This window comes from Bombella sp. ESL0380, from assembly GCF_009725805.1.
Classification (GTDB): domain Bacteria; phylum Pseudomonadota; class Alphaproteobacteria; order Acetobacterales; family Acetobacteraceae; genus Bombella; species Bombella apis.
On record NZ_WNIH01000008.1, the window covers coordinates 86,238 to 104,024 of the forward strand.

At 60.0% G+C, this 17,787-nt stretch carries 14 protein-coding genes and 1 riboswitch; of the genes, 4 read left to right on the plus strand and 10 right to left on the minus strand.

The features are described 5' to 3' along the window. Window positions 1-10: 10 nt before the first annotated feature. The 7 genes from GM608_RS08210 to GM608_RS08240 form a co-directional block, all read right to left on the minus strand. Complete coding sequence (locus tag GM608_RS08210; protein ID WP_043559049.1) at window positions 11-952, minus strand: glycosyltransferase family 2 protein; 942 nt, start codon at window positions 950-952, stop codon at window positions 11-13. A 269-nt stretch (window positions 953-1,221) separates the two neighbouring features. Next, the gene (gene ribH, locus GM608_RS08215) at window positions 1,222-1,692 is read right to left on the minus strand and encodes a 6,7-dimethyl-8-ribityllumazine synthase (protein WP_043559053.1); all 471 of its coding nucleotides are present in this window, start codon (window positions 1,690-1,692) and stop codon (window positions 1,222-1,224) included. Between the two features lie 3 nt (window positions 1,693-1,695). Beyond that, window positions 1,696-2,940 (minus strand): 3,4-dihydroxy-2-butanone-4-phosphate synthase, encoded by a 1,245-nt coding sequence (gene ribB, locus GM608_RS08220; protein ID WP_333645398.1) that lies wholly within the window; start codon window positions 2,938-2,940, stop codon window positions 1,696-1,698. A 5-nt stretch (window positions 2,941-2,945) separates the two neighbouring features. Beyond that, window positions 2,946-3,596 (minus strand): riboflavin synthase, encoded by a 651-nt coding sequence (locus GM608_RS08225; RefSeq protein ID WP_081562410.1) that lies wholly within the window; start codon window positions 3,594-3,596, stop codon window positions 2,946-2,948. 4 nt (window positions 3,597-3,600) lie between these two features. Next, on the minus strand, window positions 3,601-4,662 hold the full coding sequence (ribD, locus tag GM608_RS08230) for a bifunctional diaminohydroxyphosphoribosylaminopyrimidine deaminase/5-amino-6-(5-phosphoribosylamino)uracil reductase RibD (protein ID WP_333645370.1): 1,062 nt from the start codon (window positions 4,660-4,662) through the stop codon (window positions 3,601-3,603). A 92-nt stretch (window positions 4,663-4,754) separates the two neighbouring features. Next, a riboswitch (FMN riboswitch) is annotated at window positions 4,755-4,906 on the minus strand. A gap of 110 nt (window positions 4,907-5,016) precedes the next feature. Then, on the minus strand, window positions 5,017-5,541 hold the full coding sequence (locus tag GM608_RS08235) for a hypothetical protein (RefSeq protein WP_043559059.1): 525 nt from the start codon (window positions 5,539-5,541) through the stop codon (window positions 5,017-5,019). 98 nt (window positions 5,542-5,639) lie between these two features. Further along, entirely contained in the window at window positions 5,640-6,383 is a 744-nt protein-coding gene (locus GM608_RS08240) for a Crp/Fnr family transcriptional regulator (protein WP_227449734.1), read from the minus strand. Between the two features lie 264 nt (window positions 6,384-6,647). Here GM608_RS08240 and GM608_RS08245 point away from each other — a divergent pair, with 264 nt between their 5' ends. From GM608_RS08245 to GM608_RS08260, 4 genes are all read left to right on the plus strand, one after another. Further along, window positions 6,648-7,514 carry an OmpW family protein gene (locus GM608_RS08245; RefSeq protein WP_043559061.1) on the plus strand — a complete coding sequence of 289 codons (867 nt, stop codon included), beginning with the start codon at window positions 6,648-6,650 and terminating at the stop codon, window positions 7,512-7,514. Between the two features lie 226 nt (window positions 7,515-7,740). Continuing rightward, complete coding sequence (locus GM608_RS08250) at window positions 7,741-8,856, plus strand: efflux RND transporter periplasmic adaptor subunit (protein WP_333645371.1); 1,116 nt, start codon at window positions 7,741-7,743, stop codon at window positions 8,854-8,856. 16 nt (window positions 8,857-8,872) lie between these two features. Further along, window positions 8,873-11,965 (plus strand): CusA/CzcA family heavy metal efflux RND transporter, encoded by a 3,093-nt coding sequence (locus tag GM608_RS08255; RefSeq protein WP_333645372.1) that lies wholly within the window; start codon window positions 8,873-8,875, stop codon window positions 11,963-11,965. A gap of 1 nt (window position 11,966) precedes the next feature. Continuing rightward, window positions 11,967-13,526, plus strand: coding sequence for an efflux transporter outer membrane subunit (locus tag GM608_RS08260; protein ID WP_081562414.1), 1,560 nt, complete (start codon window positions 11,967-11,969; stop codon window positions 13,524-13,526). An 85-nt stretch (window positions 13,527-13,611) separates the two neighbouring features. On the opposite strand, the gene GM608_RS08265 is transcribed toward GM608_RS08260, so the two are convergent. The 3 genes from GM608_RS08265 to GM608_RS08275 all read right to left on the minus strand — a co-directional run bounded on the left by GM608_RS08265 (window position 13,612) and on the right by GM608_RS08275 (window position 17,592). Next, a complete protein-coding gene (locus GM608_RS08265) occupies window positions 13,612-14,208 on the minus strand; it encodes a histidine phosphatase family protein (RefSeq protein WP_081562415.1) in 597 nt (198 codons plus the stop codon). 89 nt (window positions 14,209-14,297) lie between these two features. Next, window positions 14,298-15,233 (minus strand): ribose-phosphate pyrophosphokinase, encoded by a 936-nt coding sequence (locus GM608_RS08270; protein WP_043559073.1) that lies wholly within the window; start codon window positions 15,231-15,233, stop codon window positions 14,298-14,300. 160 nt (window positions 15,234-15,393) lie between these two features. Continuing rightward, window positions 15,394-17,592 carry a DnaJ domain-containing protein gene (locus tag GM608_RS08275; RefSeq protein ID WP_333645373.1) on the minus strand — a complete coding sequence of 733 codons (2,199 nt, stop codon included), beginning with the start codon at window positions 17,590-17,592 and terminating at the stop codon, window positions 15,394-15,396. Between the last annotated feature and the right edge of the window lie 195 nt (window positions 17,593-17,787).

The window sequence follows — 17,787 nt, forward strand, 5'->3', positions numbered from 1 at the left end:
TCCCGGCAGCTCAGCGCCTGTCTGGAAAGACGGCAGGATAGGAAAGATAGGTCAGCCTCTTCTGCTCTTTCCGGGCAATGGCAATCGTGTCGAGGATCAACCCACAGACAAAACTCAGGAAAGAGAGCAGCACCAGAGCCGTGGCCAGCAGGGCTGTTGGCAGGCGGGGGACGACACCCTGCCGGAGATAGAAGGAAACGACAGGAATCCCCAACCCAAGCCCCAGGACAAACAGGACAGCCGCAATGGAGGAAAACAGCAGAAACGGCTTTTCCAGCTTCACGATCTGGACGATCGTGCAGAGTATCCTGATACCGTCCTTGTAAGTGCTCAGTTTGGACACGCTGCCCGGTGGCCGCTCGACATAAGCCGTCTTCAGCTCACCGACAGGCAACCCCAGCTCCAGCGCATGAATGGTAAACTCGGTTTCCGTCTCGAACCCCTGGGACAAGGCCGGGAATGACTTGACGAACCGCTTTGAGAAAACCCGATAGCCGGACAGCATGTCCGTAAGGCGGCGCCCGAAAATCATGGTCACCAGCCCCGTCAGCATCCGGTTGCCCAATACATGACCCATGCGATACGCCGCCGGACGGTCCGTGACACGAGCCCCATTGACCATGTCCAGACCATGCTCATACGCATGCTCCAGCAGCCTGGGGGCCGCCTCGGCTTCGTAGGTCTCATCACCATCAATCAGGATGTAGAAATCTGCATCAATGTCGGAGAACATCCGCCGGACGACGTACCCTTTCCCCTGCATCCGCTCTGTCCGGACAATTGCCCCTGCGGCCCGGGCAACGTCCACTGTCCGGTCGGTGGAATTGTTGTCATAGACATAAATCTCCGCCCCCGGCATGTGCCTCGTGAATTTCTCCACAACATGCCCCACTGTCATTTCTTCATTGTAACAGGGGATGAGGACGGCCACCTTTATGGTCTCAAAATCCACGCAAACCTCTTTCCGAACATTTCAGGACAATAAAATTCCATACAGGTATCAGTCCCTCTGTCTATGATGTCGGGCACAGAAACGCAACAATCCTGCCAGAAGCATTATATGGGGACTTCTATTGCACGATTGTTAAATACCTCGCCGTTCTCCATCAAATATCAGGCCACCTCCGGGCCCATGAAGCACGTCACCCAATGACCTGGCGGCAACATTCCTGACCTGTCTCCACAGGGCAGGAATGTTTCTTGCCATACAGGAGGGCCAGATCACTTCCGCAGGAAGGCCACCGTCTCAAAGCAGGCCGCAGCGGCCTCACGGCCCTTGTTGTGCTCATCCCCCCGGGAGCGCACGATGGCCTGTTCGTCCGTATAGGTTGTCAGAATACCGAAAGAAATCGGCACATCATTCGCCAGCTGGGCCTGCATGATGCCAACAGTGGCCCCCATGGAAATGAACTCGAAATGAGCCGTATCCCCCTTGATGACACAGCCGAGGCAGATCACCCCCTCATAGATACCCTTACGGGCAAGGTGCTGGGCCATGATGGGCAGCTCGAACGCACCGGGGGCCTCATAGACATCCACCGTCTCATCAATGCCACGTTCCTTCAGCCACTCCAGCGCACCATCACGCAGACCGCCCGTCACATCAGGGTTGAAGCGGCTGACCAGCAGGGCCAGTCTTGGCGCTGGATTGAGTTTCAGGCCTTCCGGGGCCGTAGCGATATGTTTGCTCATGGTTCAGCTCTCCTGCAGCATATGCCCCATACGGGTGCGTTTCGTTTCCAGATAATGGCGGTTGAACGGATTGGATGGCACGACAAGCCGTTCCACGGCTTCCACCACCAGTCCGGCCTCCGTCAGGCCACGCTCTTTTTCCGGGTTGTTCGTCAGCAGGCGCAGGCGGGTCACGCCGAGACTGGCCAACATATGGGCCGCCATATCCCAGCGGCGGGCATCAGCGGGCAGACCAAGCGCCTCATTGGCATCAACCGTGTCCATGCCCTGATCCTGAAGCTCATAGGCCCGTATCTTGTTGGCCAGACCGATCCCCCGGCCCTCATGCCCCCGCAGATAGAGCAGCACGCCTGATTCCGCCGCCGCAATCCGCTTCAGGGCTTCCCGCAGCTGTGGGCCACAGTCGCAGCGCAGCGACCCCAGCGCATCCCCCGTCACACATTCCGAATGAAGGCGGACCAGCGGCACGGTCTGGTCAGGCTTCCCTTTCACAAGGGCCAGATGTTCCACACCATCAGCTCCACGGAAGGCATGGACACGCAGATCCTCTCCACCACACACGGTCGGCAGGTCGGCCACGGCAAGCTGGGCTTCCTCCGACAATGGCGCTTCTGCCATGTCCAGAGCTCCGACATCACCCCGCCCATGTTCAGCAATCCAGCGGCGCATTTCGGCAATGCTGATGAGCGGCAGACCGTGCCGACGGGCATAGTGACGCAGCTCCGGCAGGCGCATCATCGTGCCATCCTCGGCCATGATCTCACAGATCACACCAGCCGGCCGCAGACCTGCCAGCCGCATGAGGTCAACAGCTCCTTCCGTATGCCCCTCCCGGGCCATCACGCCATCAGGGTTGGCCCGCAGGGGGAACATGTGACCGGGGGAGATGATGTCCGCCGATGTCGCATCCGGCGCAGATGCCACCTGAATCGTATGGGCACGCTCGGCAGCGGAAATGCCCGTCGTCACGCCGTGGGCGGCCTCGATGGACACGGTGAAGGCCGTGCCCCGCGGGTCCTGATTCTTCGCCACCATGGGAGACAGGCCAAGCCGGTCTATCTGGTCAGCCTCAAGGGACAGGCAGATCAGCCCGCAGGCCTGACGGGCCATGAAATTGATGGTCTCCTGCGTGGCAAACTGGGCTGGCAGAATGAGATCACCTTCATTCTCCCGATCCTCATCATCCACCATCACGACCATGCGGCCAGCCCGCACGGCGGCGATGGCGGCCTTCAGGTTTGAAGACAGGCTGCTCACCGGGCATCTCCCCTGTAACGCAGTTCCTCTTCCGGCGTGTGGCGCAGGAGCGTCTCCACATATTTGGCCATCATGTCCACTTCCAGATTCACCTTCGCCCCGATGGCCAGCGTGGAAAGGTCCGTATGGGTCCATGTATGGGGAATGATCATCAGGCTGATCTCAAAGCCTTCCTGCCCGTCATGACGCACATCATCATGCACCTCATTTACCGTCAGGCTGATGCCATTGATGGTGATGGACCCTTTCTCGATGACATAGCGGCGCAGGGAAGCAGGCATGAAAATCCGCAGATGATGTGATTCCCCAGCTTCGGCAACATGGGTCAGCCTGCCTACCGCATCGACATGCCCCTGCACGATATGGCCGGAAAGCCGTGTATTGAGGCTGACGGCCCGTTCCAGATTCACCCGGGCACCCTCCACGAGGTCACCCAGAGCCGTCCGGGCCAGCGTCTCACCACTCAGATGGAAATCCGCCACACCCTCGGGCGTGAAACGGGTCACGGTCAGGCACACGCCATTGGTGGCGATGCTTTCACCTTCCGTCAGATCGGTAAAATGGGTGGCGATCCGTACATCCATGGCCCTGTCCCGCAGGGACACGGACTGCACATCGCCAACACGTTCGATGATTCCTGAAAACATGGTCTTAGTCCCCATATTGGCGCAGAAGCTGGATCGGGCTCCGCTTGTCTGTACTCTCTTCACGCAGGGTAATGGAAAGCTGGTCGTCCCTGTCGGCCCCCTCATGACGGATGGTCAGCCAGTCATCCCACAAGCCCGCCTCCCGCACGCTGGCCAGCAGGGCAGGTCCGGCCTCGATCAGGGCCCAGTTGATGTCCATCTGCCCCAGAAGGGCAGGCAGGGATGACAGGTCACGGCACTGTTCCACATGGAACCCGTCCGCCTCCCGGGCCTGACGCCAGGCGGCTGGAAGACGGCCCTGCCGGTCCAGCACGATCAGGGGCCGGGGTGCCCGCCCGGCGTGATCGGACACATGCCGCACGGTAAAGGACGGGTCATCAGCCAGAACGGTCCCGATCCCCGTCACCACGGCGTCACAGGCCCGCCGGAGCTGATGGGCCAGCCGCAGGGATGCGGACGAGGTGAAGGTCTTCTGCCCTTCCGGAGGAATCATGCTGCCGTGCCCGTCCAGAGCCTGCTTCACGCTCAGCCACGGGCGGCCCTGCGTCACACGGCAGGCAAACGGTGCGAGCAGTGCGGCACAGTCCTGCGCCAGAGAGCGCAGTCCGGGTTCATCGGCCAGAAAATGCACCTGTTTCGGAGAGAGGCCCCCAGCCAGATGGTCCGCTCCCCCTCTGGCCTGCGGGTTGGGGTCCCGGGCACCGATCCACACGGTCTGCACGGGACTGTTCTTCAGCCGGTCGCTACAGGGAGGGGTCCGGCCATGATGGTTGCAGGGTTCCAGCGTCACCAGGGCAGTGCGGACCTGCTCCAGCACGCCTTTCTCCCGGGCCTGCTCCAGCGCCATGACCTCGGCATGAGGCTGGCCCGCAGCGGGATGTGCTCCCACGGCGAGCAGGTGCCCTTCACCATCCAGCAGGGCGCAGCCCACCGCCGGATTGGGAGCGGTCGCCCCCATCTTCTGCACGGCCGCCTTCACGGCCTCCCGGAAACCGGCCCGCACGCTCTCCAGCGGCGGGGGCGGGCTGTCCGTTCTTCGTGTCCCACTCGACACATCTGTCATCATCAGTCCCCAATCATCTCAGGGACGTTCGCGGCGACGTCACGCCTTCCCCCCTCACGGAAAGGCGGCATCCCCCCTCCCGCAATGGACAGGAAGAACGTTCTCTCTCATCCGGACTCTGACCGTCGGCCCCGGATTCACACCGGGTCTGCTTGTCCCCTGCACGGATGCAGGGCGCTCGCGGGCTGAGGCAGCCAAAGCCACCAACACCGCCGGTAGGGAATTCCACCCTGCCCCGAGAACGTCTATCTCAATCATGCCTTATATGGAGGCACTCCCCCCAAAGAGCAAGAGGCCGCCCCAATGGGAGCGGCCTCTCTCATCACCCTGTCCTGTCAGGACCGATCCTGTAGAAGATCAGAAACCGCCCTTCAGGGAATGGACGAAGTCCTTGCCGGACTGCACCGTGCTGTCGTGCATCTCCTTCAGGCTCTTCTTCTGGGCGTCAAGCTGAGACTTCTGGGCATCAAGCTGGTCCTTGATGCGCTGCTTCTCCTCAGCCGGCGCATTCCTGTACCTGTCGCGCACATCCTTGATCTGCTGCTTGCGATCATCAATGTTCTTCTGGATCTCGGCCTTCTTGTCGGCGGCAAGGTTCTTGTACTTGTCCTGAAGGTTCTGCAGACGCTCCTGACGCTGCTTCACGTCGGACTGGAGGGCATCCATGCGCTTCTGGATGCGGGCACGGGCACGCTCCGGAGCGCCAGCATACTTCTCCTGCAGGGCCTGCAGCTTGGCGTTTTCGTTCTGGATGGACTTCGTCACGCTGTCCATGCTGCTCTGGATGGCCAGCGGATCATTCGGATCATAAGCATGAGCCTGCGGCAGCAGGGCAAAGGACGAGGCAAGCAGTGAAACTGTAAACAGAGTGCGGATCTTCATGAAGCAGCTCCTAGAATGAGTACCGAATGCGTCCATTCACTACACCACGAGGTTACATCCCCAAAGTTAAAAAAAGGCCATGCCACACTCCTGAAGGCTCAGCTCCGCTTTATGCCACCAGCCATGTCGCTCAGCAGCCCCGGTGACAGAAGCGTGACGGAACTGGCCCCCCTGATGCTGATCAGCCCCTCTTTCCTGAACAGGCTGAACGTCCGGCTCACCGTTTCGATCGTCAACCCCAGATAATCGGCAATGTCTGTCCGGGACATGGGCAGGGGCAGTGTCAGCGGGCCGTGCTCATCCTTCAGCGCATGGGCACAGCAGGGGCTGGCCTGTTCGACAAGGAAACTGGCCAGACGCTCACGGGCTGTCTTGCGCCCCAGAAGCATGAGCCGCGCCTGCATCTTGACCAGCTCGCTGGAAGCCTCCTGCTGGAGGCGACCATGCAGACGGGGGAAGCGCTCCACGAGACGGTCGATGGCAGAATGGGGGAACCGGCAGAGTGTCACCTCTCCCAGAGCTTCTGCGGTGAAGGCATAACTCTCTGAGGAGGCCAGCCCCAGAAAATCTCCCACTTCTGCAAAACCGACAATCTGCCGACGCCCATCAGGCATGAGACTGAACAGCTTGGCCCGGCCGCCTGTCAGCACATAAAAATCGTGCGCCGGTGCGCCTTCCTGTATGAAACAGCGCCCCGCCTGAACAACCACCCGGGAAGATTCCGCCACAAGGGCAGGAAGGTCCTGGTCCTCAATGACGTTGCAGATACTGACCGAACGGCCAGGGCAGCGACCACACCGTTCCCGAACGGCCTCCATGAGGCTGCGACCTGTTTCCACCATTATCTTTCCTGTCTCACTATAGCCGGTGTCAGAGTTAGCGGGTTATCCCCCCCCTTGGAAAAGAAACCTTCCTTATGACAGTGATAAGAAAAGCCCCATTTTTTGATATAGATCAATTTCTAGAATATTTTCAGTTAATGCCCTATTACAGTTATAAATTTTTTCTTGTTTTCGAGGCAGATCATTCTTATAGGCGGGGAAGGAACAATTACATTTTGTCCATTTTCGCCACGCCGTTGTAACTCATCGAGGATTCTAGGAAAAATGAGCCGCACCTTCACCCGGATGGCCACAGCTGCGCTGTTTGCTCTTGGGTCTGTCTCCTTCGCCGTTGCCCAGACAGCAGCGCCAGGAGCCCACACCTCCGTATCCGCATCCAGCACCATGCAGGCTGCTCCGGATGCTTCCGTGCATCTTCATGCTCCGGATGACCATCGCTGCGGCATTTTCCAGACCTGTGCCAATACCAAGATCGGCCTTGGCAAAGGGGACTTCGTTGTCCGCCTCTCCGCTCTCGGCGTAATCACCAACAACACCGGCTCCCGCGTCAAGCTGAATGCCAGCTCACCTGCGGCAGCTCTGGCTGGTGGCAGCATCTTCCGCCACAATGTAAGCGTGACCAACCAGGTCATGCCGGAACTGACGCTTGAATATTTCCTGACGGACCACCTCTCCTTGGACCTCATTGCTTCTTCCACCCGTCATGAAGCCGCTGCCCATGTCGGCAACCTGGGCAAGCTGGATGCTGGCAGCTTCTGGATTCTCCCCCCGACACTGACAGCCGCCTACCACTTCCGCCCGCACAAGCGCTTCAACCCCTATGCCGGTCTTGGCATCACGGTGGCCATCTTCCACAACATGCATCAGGCCACCAATCTGGGTGGGGCCTTCAACGGGGCCGTGTTTGATGCCATGCACATGAAAACCAACGTCGGGCCGAGCTTCAACCTCGGGTTTGATTACCAGCTGGTCGGCAACTGGTTCTTCAACTTCGATATCAAACAGATCCTTCTGTTCAATCAGAGCGTTCATCTGAGCCAGCGCGGCAACCCCATTACTGGTGGTCGGGTCCGTGTTCATGATGACGTGCATCCGACTGTTGTTGGTGCCGGTATCGAATACCGCTTCTGATCTTTCCACAACAACATCAGATCATTCGGGAAAGGGGCCGCAGAGTAATTGCGGCCCCTTTTTCATATAGTCGCAATACTGGACAGCAATTACTCATCACGACAGCCATCATCCATAAAGTTCGAATATTACGGTACAGATACAATACCGTGACAAATCACTGCGCATGTGTCAGAAGGGAACGAATTTTGCCCTGGCAGTCAGAAGAACGGAGAACATCCCAATAATGCGTGTCTCACGTAACATGATTATTACTGGCATCGTCCTGATCGTTCTTCTGCTTCTCTGGGGTGTGTGGTCTCTCGTCCCCCACCGGGTCATAGAGACTGCCCCACCGCCCGCTGTTACTCACAACGGTGACCTGCTGCGCATCAGGCCCGGAGGGCCGCTGGATGGCCAGCTGACTGTCGAGCCCGTCGCGGAAACCCTCTCCCCCCATCAGGTAGAGCTTCCAGCACAGATCATCGCCTCCCCCGGCCAGAGCGTGGACATCCACTCCCCGGTCGTCGGGCGGGTGGCCAACCTGTATGTGCAGACAGGCCAGCATGTACAGAAAGGCGATGTTCTTGCCATCCTGTATTCCGGTGACCTGGCACAGGCATGGTCAGATGACCGCAAAGCACAGGCAACCCTCACCCTTACCCGGCTGGCCTATCGCCGTGCTGTTGGCGTGCTGAATGCGGGAGGCAATGCCGTAAAAGACATGCAGTCTGCCAGAAATGATCTGGAACAGGCCCAGGCCGAAGCCACCCGTGCCCATCTGCGCCTTCAGGCTCTCGGCACAGACGGCAATGCCGGCTACCAACCACTGGTAGCGCCTGTCTCCGGCATCGTCACCGCCATATCCACCGGCATCGGCCAGAATGTGACAGACATGACAGCAACCCTGATGAACGTCGCCAATCTGGACACTGTCTGGATCCAGGCCAGCCTGCCGGAATCCCTCCTGCCCATGCTCGGTGCAAGCATGACGCTGGAAGCCCCCTTCCCCGGCCAGACATGCCATGGACCCGTCACCTCGCTGGACGGCACCGTCCATACTGATACCCGCCGCCTGAATCTCTATCTGCGCTGCAACAACCCCCAGGGGGCGCTGCGCCCCGGACAGTTCACCACCGCCACGCTGAACATCACCCAGCAGGCCCAGCCCCTCCTGCCCAAAACAGCCCTGCTGATGGACAATGACCAGGTTTCCGTCTTTGTGGAGACAGCCCCCAACACCTACCGCCGCCGCTTCATCACCATCAGCTACGAGGAAGGAGAGTCCGTACGCATTCTCTCCGGCCTGAAAGCTGGTGAGCGTATCATCACGCATGGGGCCATCCTGCTCAATGATTACTGAGGACCGCTGAGCAGTCATGTTCATCGAGAAATTCATCATATGGTGCTTTGGTCACCGCAAGGCCGTCGCTTTTCTTACCGCAGCTCTGTTCGTCACCGGAATGCTGGCGTGGAAACAGCTGCCCGTGGAGGCCTACCCGGACCTCGGCCCGGCCAGTGTTCTGGTCACCACGCAGGTCAACGGCCTTGCTGCCGAGGAGATGGAACATCAGGTCACCACGCCTGTCGAGCGTGAACTGGCAGCCGTCCCCGGTGTTGTGGAGAGCCGCTCCAGCACGACATTCGGCCTCTCGCTCATCACGCTCATCTTCAAGGATGGAGAGGACATCTACCGTGCCCGCCAGCTGGTGCAGAGCCAGCTTGACGGCCTCCAGCTGACAGGCGGTGCCCAGCCCTCCCTTGGCCCCATCAGCGGGGCCAGCGGAGAAATCTACCGCTATACGGTCGAGTCCGACGATCAGGACCTCATGACCATCTCCGACGTGCAGCGGTGGGAGATCATTCCCGCCCTCCAGCGGGTGCCCGGCGTGGTGAACATCGACAATTTCGGCGGTTTCACCCGGGAATATCAGCTGATCCTCGACCCCAACGCCCTCATCCGCTTTGGCATCAGCATCAGCGATGTGATGAACGCCATCCGCAACAGCAATGCCAATGCTGGTGGTGGCCGCGTCACCCGTGGTGAGCAGTCCTACATTATCCGTGGCGTGGGGCAGATCCACTCTCTGGAGGACATGCGCAACACCGTCATCGGCCATCATGATGGTGTTCCCATTTTCCTCTCCGAGCTGGGGCGGATCGAATTCGGCCATCAGGTCCGGGAAGGGATGCTTGGGAAAAACGGCAATCCGGATACGATCGAAGGGGTCGTGACCATGCTGCGGGGCGCCAATCCCTCGCAGGTGCTGGATGACCTGCACGCTGCCGTCGCCAAGCTCCAGACACAGCTCAAACCCAAACATATCCGCATTGTTCCGTATCTGGACCGTGACAACCTCGTAAAATCCACAACGGACAAGGTCAGCGAAACGATTCTTGAGGGGATCGGCCTCGTGCTGGTCATCCTGACCTTCTTCCTGGGCTCGCCCCGCAGTGCCGCCATCACGGCGGTGACCATTCCCTTTGCGCTGTCATTCGCCTTCATCCTCATGCGGGCCTGCGGCATGGCGGCCAACCTTTTCTCCCTCGGAGCCGTGGATTTTGGCGTGATCGTCGATGGAGCCATCGTCATCACCGAGGTCATCCTCCGCCACAGGGAGGAGCACCCCAACCTCCCGCTGAACCAGCCGGACATTCTTGCCATCACCCGCCGTGCGGGCCGGGCCATCTTCGCCTCCACCATCATCATCGTGGTGGCCTACAGTCCCCTCTTCGCCTTTGAAGGCAGCGAGGCCAAAATCTTCCGCCCCATGGCCTGGACAGTCAGCTTCGCCCTGCTGGGAGCGCTGCTCTGCGCCCTGGCCCTGACACCCACCATGTCCTTCCTGGCCCTGCGCAAGCCACGGCCCATCTGGCACAACAGGCCACTGGACTGGCTGCACAAATATTATGACGCCCTGCTCCGCCATCTGATTGATCACCCTGTCATCCCCTTCGTCAGTGCCGGACTGGCACTGGTGACCGTCATTGCCCTTGGGGTCACGACGGGCCGGGAGTTCCTGCCTGACCTTGATGAAGGGGCGCTGTGGCTCCAGGTGCAGATGCCAACGGGCATCTCACTGGAAAAAGGGCAGGAAAAGGCTTCGGAAATCCGTCGTGCGGTACGGGAGTTCCCGGAGACATCCTATGCCATAACGCAGCTTGGTCGCTCGGATGATGGTACGGACCCATGGACGCCCTCCCACATCGAAATGCCCGTTGGCCTGACGCCCTACAACCAGTGGGCCCACGGCGAGACCAAAGCCGAGTTCATCACGAAACTCCGGGCCCGCCTGAACAAGATCGCTGGCATTTCCTTCTCCATCAGCCAGCCGATCGAGGACAATCTCAGCGATCAGCTTGGCGGAGCGCACAGTCCGCTGGTCATGCGCATCTATGGGGACGACCTCTCGGGCCTGCGTGCCCTTGGCAAGCAGGTCGTCCAGCAGCTCTGGCAGGTACCCGGCACCGTGCAGGCCGACATCTTCCAGGAACCCAAGATTCCACAGATTGCAATCACACCAGACCGGCTGAAAGCCGCCCGTTATGGCATCAGCATCAATGATGTAACGGATGTCATCAACAGCGCCATCGGCGATGCCCCGCTGACCAGCGTGATTGAGGGCGACCGCTTCTACAATGCGACCCTGCGCATCGACAACACGCAGCGTTCCAACCTCCAGCTTCTGGGCCAGATTCCCATGATTACGGGTGATGGCAGTGCCATCCCTCTGGCTGAAATTGCCCATATCCGTCTCCAGATGGGTGAAAGCAGCATCGCCCATGAGATGGGCGAGCGGCAGATCACCCTTCAGGTGGATAATGGCAACCGGCCCATGTCCCTCTACCTTGACGATGCCCAGAAGCTCATCGACCAGAACGTCCATTACGACCACCAGAAGTTCCGTCTGGAATGGGCCGGAACCTTCCAGGAGGCCCAGCACGCCCAGGTCCGCCTCGTGGCAGCCCTGGGCGTCATGTTCGCCGTCATGCTGGGGCTGCTCTATGCGGAGTTCCAGAAGTTCCGCCATGCGCTGCTCATCATCGGCATTGTGCCACTTGCCGCCCTGGGCGGGCTGATCGCCCTGCATCTACGAGCCGAAACACTGAACATTGCCACGGCGGTCGGCTTCATCGCCCTGTTTGGTGTGGCCATCCAAAACGGGATCATCATGGTATCCAACATCAACCGTCATCTTGGTGCTGGTGGCAACATACGGGAGGCCACCCGGCTGGGAGCAACCGAACGCTTCCGCCCTGTGCTGATGACAGCAACCGTGGCCAGTGTCGGGATGCTGCCCGCCGCTCTGGCCACAGGTGTGGGAACCGATGTGCAGCGTGGCCTGGCAACGGTCGTTGTCGGTGGGCTGGGCATTGCCACCCTGCTGACCCTCTTCATCCTGCCAGTCTGCTTCTGCCGTCTGGAAGAATGGGTCAGCCGCAGGACCAGCCAGAAAGAGCAGGAGGCCTGACATGAAACAGCATTCCACCCCCTGCATGAGGGGCCGTTCCTCCCGATTGCTGGCCAGTGTTCTTCTTGGCGGCATGGCTGCCGGGTTGGGGGGCTGCATTGTCGGCCCTTCCTCCAAGGACATTCCCCCCCTGCCAGAGAGGACAGGATACAGCCAGAAGAACATCACCCAGTCTGAAGCTGGACGGGACAGAAGCAGCGACAGCCTCCTCCACCGCCAGCAGTTCATCTCCGGGGCAGATGTTCCCGGCAGATGGTGGGAGGCCTTCCAGAATCCCCGTCTGAACCAGATGGTGGAGCTGGCCCTGACCAACAACCAGACATTGAAAGCCATGCAGGCTGGCCTGCGGGCAGCATGGGAGCAGCGCCGTGTTGAGGGGGCGTCACTCTATCCGAGCATTTCTGCCCAGTTCATTCCGACACGCAACAAGACCTCCAAGGCACTCTCGCCCGTGCCGAACAATAATGAATGGCTCTATAATCTGCACACGGCCCAGCTGAACATCGGCTATGTGCCCGATCTCTGGGGTGGCTCCCGCCTTGCCATTCGCAACGCCAAAGCCCAGGCGGATATCCAGCGCTTCCAGCTGGAGGCCACGACGCTGACGATGATCTCCAACATCGTCAACACGGCCATCACCGAGGCGGGTCTCCGTGAGCAGATCCGTGCCAAGGAAGTTCTGATCGCCCAGCAGGCAGCCATGGTCCGCATCAATCAGAATCAGGTCGGCCTGGGGGACCAGTCCCGCCAGAGCCAGCTCCTGCTGCGGGATTCGCTGGCGCAACTTCAGGCGGATCTACCTCCTCTCCGGACACAGCTTGCCCAGACCCGGGACCAGCTGGCCACTCTGGTGGGCCTCAGCCCCAATGCGGACCTGCCCATCTTCGAGCTGAAAGACTTCACCCTGCCGCATCAGCTGCCCGTCAGCCTGCCGGCCCAGCTCCTCCTGCAACGGCCTGACATCGCCTCTGCACAGGCGCAGATCCGCTCTGCCGGGGCGCAGCTCGGCATTGCCATTGCCAACCGCCTCCCCAATGTGCAGCTGAGTGCCCTGCCGGGCGAGGCTGTGGACAGCATGAGCAAGATGTTCAAGCCTGGAATGGGCAACTGGATGCTGGCTGCCACGGTCACCCAACCCATTTTCCAGGGAGGGTCACTGCTTCATGCCCAGCGGGAGGCCAAAGCCAATTACGAACAGGCCAAGGAATATTACAAGGCTGCCATCATGTCTGCCGTCAGCGATGTGGCAGACAGCCTCCATGCCGTAGAGCTGGATGGCAGCACACTTCTGGCCGACCAGAATGGGCTGGACGCCGCCACACAGGCCCTGCACATTGCAGAAGCCCAGCACAGGCTGGGGGACAACAGCCAGATTGACGTGGCACAGGCCCGCATGGCCGTGGCGCAGGACCAGATTTCCGTCGCACAGGACAAGGTCACCCGCCTTTCCGATACGGTCGGCCTGTTCCAGGCTCTCGGCGGGGGATGGTGGAACCGCAATGACCTCGGTGTCAGCCCGAAGGATGCCAAACGCCTCTCCACCACGCTTGTGCCGTGGTAAGCTGACGGCCGCCAAACCATCCAGACATGAAAAAGGCCGCTTCCTGACAGAGACGGAAGCGGCCTTTTCTTCAGCGGGGGAAATCTCAGGCCGAAAGCAGTTTCAGCACCCAGCCTTCTTCCTCCGGCGTGGCCTTCAGCGGTACGGCATTGGGCAGACGGACATTGATCTTCAGCCCCATGGCTGCCCGCAGCCCACGGAACAATGCCCCATGCGCCACGATCAGGGGGGCTCCCTCTCCAGCCTCCTGCGCCCTGTTGAGCGCCTGGACACCACGGGTCTTCAGCGTGAGGAAATCCTCACCCTTTTCCGGGACAAACGTGCCGTTGATCCATGTATTGTACCAGTCTCCCATCGGCTGGCCTTCCTGCACACCAAAGCTGACCTCCTGAAGGTCTGCATCCTTTATCAGCGGCAGATCAAGGCCCGTCCGATCCCGGATCGCATCCCGCACATGCTCGGCTGTGACGAAAGCCCGCTTGAGCGGAGAGCTTACGATATGCGTGAAGGGCCGCATCCCCGCCTCGAACAGGTCTGCCAGCTGGCGGCCTGCCAGGCGGGCCTGTGTCAGGCCGGTCTCATTCAGGGGAATATCCGTCCGCCCCTGGGAGAGATGGCGTGCATTCCAGTCCGTTTCACCATGACGGAGAAACCAGTACGGTTCTGCCCGAAGCTGTGTCATTTCCTGACCCTCCCCAAAATCCCGTCAGAGCGTGGCGGGACCTGTCTCATGCCCCTGGCCACGCAAAGCACCTCTCAATCAAAAAGATCTCAGTCAAAAAGAGTGGAGACCGAGCTTTCATCCGCCACGGCCCGGATGGCACGGCCCAGCAGATTGGCCGTAGGAATCTGCCGGATGTTGGACGTTGCCTTCAGCTCATCCGTCGCAGGGATGCTGTCTGTCAGGGTCAGCATGGAAAGCGGGCTGCTCTGCACCCGCTTGCAGGCATTGCCTGTCAGCACACCATGCGTCACATAGGCCTCCACCCCGGCAGCACCGTGCTTCATCAGGGCTTCAGCAGCATTGCAGAGAGACCCGCCGCTATCAATGATGTCATCCACCAGTACGCAGAAACGGCCGGACACATCGCCAATCACATTCATCACTTCAGACACACCAGCGCGCTCACGACGCTTGTCGATGATGGCCAGGTCCACATTCAGCCTGCGGGCCAGCTGACGGGCCCGCACCACCCCACCCACATCCGGCGAAACGATCATCAGTTTTCCCGGGTCCGGGTGACGGGAAATCAGGTCCCGCACAAAGAGCGGTGCTGCGTAGAGGTTGTCCGTGGGAATATCGAAAAAACCCTGAATCTGCATGGCATGCAGGTCCATCGTCAGGATGCGGTTGGCACCCGCTTCTGTCAGCAGATTGGCGACAAGCTTGGCACTGATGGGCGTGCGGGGACCGGACTTGCGGTCCTGCCGGGCATAGCCAAAATAAGGCATCACCGCCGTGACACGGCGTGCAGAGCCGCGCCGCAGGGCATCCAGCACGACAAGAAGTTCCATCAGATGATCATTGGTTGGCATGCAGGTGCTCTGAAGGACAAACATGTCCTCCCCACGCACGTTTTCCTGAATCTCGACAAACACCTCACCATCCGCAAAGCGGCGAATGGATGTCTTGCACAAAGGGATTTCAAGCTCATCAGCCACAGCCTGGGCCAGAGGCAGGTTACTGTTGCAGGCAACGATCTTCATGACGGGTACTTTTCATAGAAGGACGGTAAGATGCGGTTCAGCTCCTTCTATCAGCCCGCCCGATCAATGTCATGATTTTCCAGCAGACCTATTTCGGAACGATTAATTTACCACCTGTTTACCATGAAATGCCGTATGCTCTCCCGTCCACGCCCACGGGTCAGAACCGCCGGTACTGCCGCACATAACGATAGGCCTGTGTGATTTCCGCCGTCCGGCGGACAGCCTCCTGATAGACGTCCCCGCCAACATGGGCAAAACGGTCTGGATGGTGCTGCTTGACAAGCCGCCTGTAGGCACTGGTGATCTCCTCATTGGAAGCCCCCTCGGAGACCTCCAGCACAACATGCCAGGCCCTGTCCGCGGGGGGCGCATTTCTGGCCCGCTGCCAGTCCCGCCGGGCTTGTTCACGCCGCCGCTCTGCCTCTTCCCTCTCCCAGGCTCTCTGCTGTTCCTGCCGCCGCCGCTTTCTGGCCGTCTCTGCCCTGTTCACCTGAAGCAGCAGACCGTGCACATGCACCGAACAACGCCGGAAATCCTGCCATGAACGGCCAGCCTCCAGCTCCTCCAGCACGTTCCGGGCGGTCTCGCCACCCATCGGCTGCACCAGCGCAGACAGAAACCGGAACGCCTCCCGCAGGCGCCGGGCCACGAGATGGTCCAGCAGAAGCTGACCATCAGCAAGAGCCAGCTCACTGATCCAGCCAGCCCACATCATCCCGACCGCCTGATACGCTTCCTGCTCCCTGCTGGAGGCGAAGCCGGAAGGTGGCGGATCCGTCTCAGGTTCCGGTTTCTGCCGGGACGTCCGGCCTGTCTTTTCCGAGAACTGTTTCAGTGTTTTGGCATAGCGGTAGGCTTCGGTGATCTTCTTGCTTTTTACCACGGCTGCCTCGTAGGCAGCACCTCCCTCCTGCGCAAAGCGGTCCGGGTGATGCTGCTTCATCAACCGCCTGTATGAGGCCGTGATCTCCTCGGCAGAGGCCGTTGCAGAAACCTCCAGCACGATATGCCAGGGCTCATCCTCCGGTGGGGCGGAGCCGGACTGTCTGGCCCGGCGATAGGCCTGTTCCCGCTCCTGCTGCTCCTGCGCCGCCTCTTCACTGCCTGCCTGAAAATGCTCCCGCAGAAACGCCAGAACCTCTATGGAAAAACGCTGGAAGCCTTTCCAGCTCTTTTCCTGCCGGGCCTGAAAGAACAGGGCCCGCAGGGTGGCAGGCAAAGACCCTGCCTCCCTTTCCAGCAGAGCCTTCAAAAAATCGAAAGCGTCATCCCTGCGCTTCTCCAGAAGAAGTTCGATGAGATCCTTTATAGGGCGAACCCCTGTCCCCTCATAAAAGCTGCTCCACAACAGTCCGGACTGCTGATAGGCCTCCTCTTCCTCCCTGGACGGAAACTCTGACGACTGGGCGGAATCATCCCTCTTTTCTGCAGAGCGGAGGCCATTCACAATCAGGCCGACAATCAAAAGAAGCAGCCCCTTCCAGCTGAACAGCCAGGTGATGAAGCTCCAGATCAACCGGACGAGCCTTACGGGCAAAAGAAGGATGAAGATCAACACGTGCCAGACGCCCGCCAGAACGGCCCCGCACATATGAATGACAGCCCCCAGCAACCAGAACGGCACGGACAGCAGGGAAAAAAGTCCCCCTGCCGTTTCATGATCCTCTGTCTGGGGAGATGCAGCCTCCTGCTGGGACGCCGTACTGTCTGGAGACGACGGGGATGGCTGAGGCCCGGCCGCACCGGCTGTTCCACTCCGCCGCGGGATGGACGCAACCGGTCCATCCCCGCCGACTGTGCCTGCCTCTGCCTGACGGGGTGCAGCACGTTCAGGTGGGGACGGAGAAGCCTCAGATGGGGCCGGAGCAACAGCCAGGTCCGGCATCAGCACCCTGGCATCATCATCTCCCAGAAATCCGTCCTGGCTGGGCTGCCCGGCCTGCTCCTGCCAGCGCAGGATGGCCCGCCGGGTCGCCTCGCCATATACGCCATCCGGCACGACGGCAGCCGGCAGAAAGCCGAGCGCCTGCAGTTTTCTTTGCAGGGCAATATGGGCATCAATCGGACGGATCGCTTCCTCATGCGCACGACCTGTCAGGCGGGAGCGGTATCTGTCCGCAACCTGCGCCACAACCCGCTGGTAGCATTGGGCCTGGCTCTCCCCCTGCACACCCGCCGGTGAAAAACACGCCTGCAACGGTGCAAGATCATGGATCAGCTCCGCCTTCAGCTGGGGAAGACTGTAGGCCGCACTCTGATGGCGCAGGGCATAATAGGCCTGATCCAGAACCAGTTCACTTCTGGCTGAATCAGAATCCGAACAGAGAAGAACCTGTCCCGGTTCGTTCCTCTCCATCCGGCTACAGTCAAAGTCAGGATGATAAACGTCGGCCAATACAGGCTGACAATGCACAACGGCCCATGAAACCAGTAGACATTTCAGAAAAATGGAACGCATGACAGGCCAGCAAATATCAATCTGCAACCTGTATAAGTTGGTTGATACACCCTGTCCATTCGAGGAGACGTCTATCCTGTGCGGGATTTCAGA

Excerpts from the sequence above, each read along its gene's own strand:
- GM608_RS08270 (WP_043559073.1), bottom strand. The coding sequence starts at position 15,233 with ATGAAGATCGTTGCCTGCAACAGTAACCTGCCTCTGGCCCAGGCTGTG.
- GM608_RS08260 (WP_081562414.1), top strand. The coding sequence starts at position 11,967 with ATGAAACAGCATTCCACCCCCTGCATGAGGGGCCGTTCCTCCCGATTG.
- GM608_RS08225 (WP_081562410.1), bottom strand. The coding sequence starts at position 3,596 with ATGTTTTCAGGAATCATCGAACGTGTTGGCGATGTGCAGTCCGTGTCC.
- GM608_RS08240 (WP_227449734.1), bottom strand. The coding sequence starts at position 6,383 with ATGGTGGAAACAGGTCGCAGCCTCATGGAGGCCGTTCGGGAACGGTGT.
- GM608_RS08235 (WP_043559059.1), bottom strand. The coding sequence starts at position 5,541 with ATGAAGATCCGCACTCTGTTTACAGTTTCACTGCTTGCCTCGTCCTTT.
- GM608_RS08275 (WP_333645373.1), bottom strand. The coding sequence starts at position 17,592 with ATGGAGAGGAACGAACCGGGACAGGTTCTTCTCTGTTCGGATTCTGAT.
- GM608_RS08265 (WP_081562415.1), bottom strand. The coding sequence starts at position 14,208 with ATGACACAGCTTCGGGCAGAACCGTACTGGTTTCTCCGTCATGGTGAA.
- GM608_RS08245 (WP_043559061.1), top strand. The coding sequence starts at position 6,648 with ATGAGCCGCACCTTCACCCGGATGGCCACAGCTGCGCTGTTTGCTCTT.
- GM608_RS08250 (WP_333645371.1), top strand. The coding sequence starts at position 7,741 with ATGCGTGTCTCACGTAACATGATTATTACTGGCATCGTCCTGATCGTT.
- GM608_RS08255 (WP_333645372.1), top strand. The coding sequence starts at position 8,873 with ATGTTCATCGAGAAATTCATCATATGGTGCTTTGGTCACCGCAAGGCC.
- ribD (WP_333645370.1), bottom strand. The coding sequence starts at position 4,662 with ATGATGACAGATGTGTCGAGTGGGACACGAAGAACGGACAGCCCGCCC.
- ribH (WP_043559053.1), bottom strand. The coding sequence starts at position 1,692 with ATGAGCAAACATATCGCTACGGCCCCGGAAGGCCTGAAACTCAATCCA.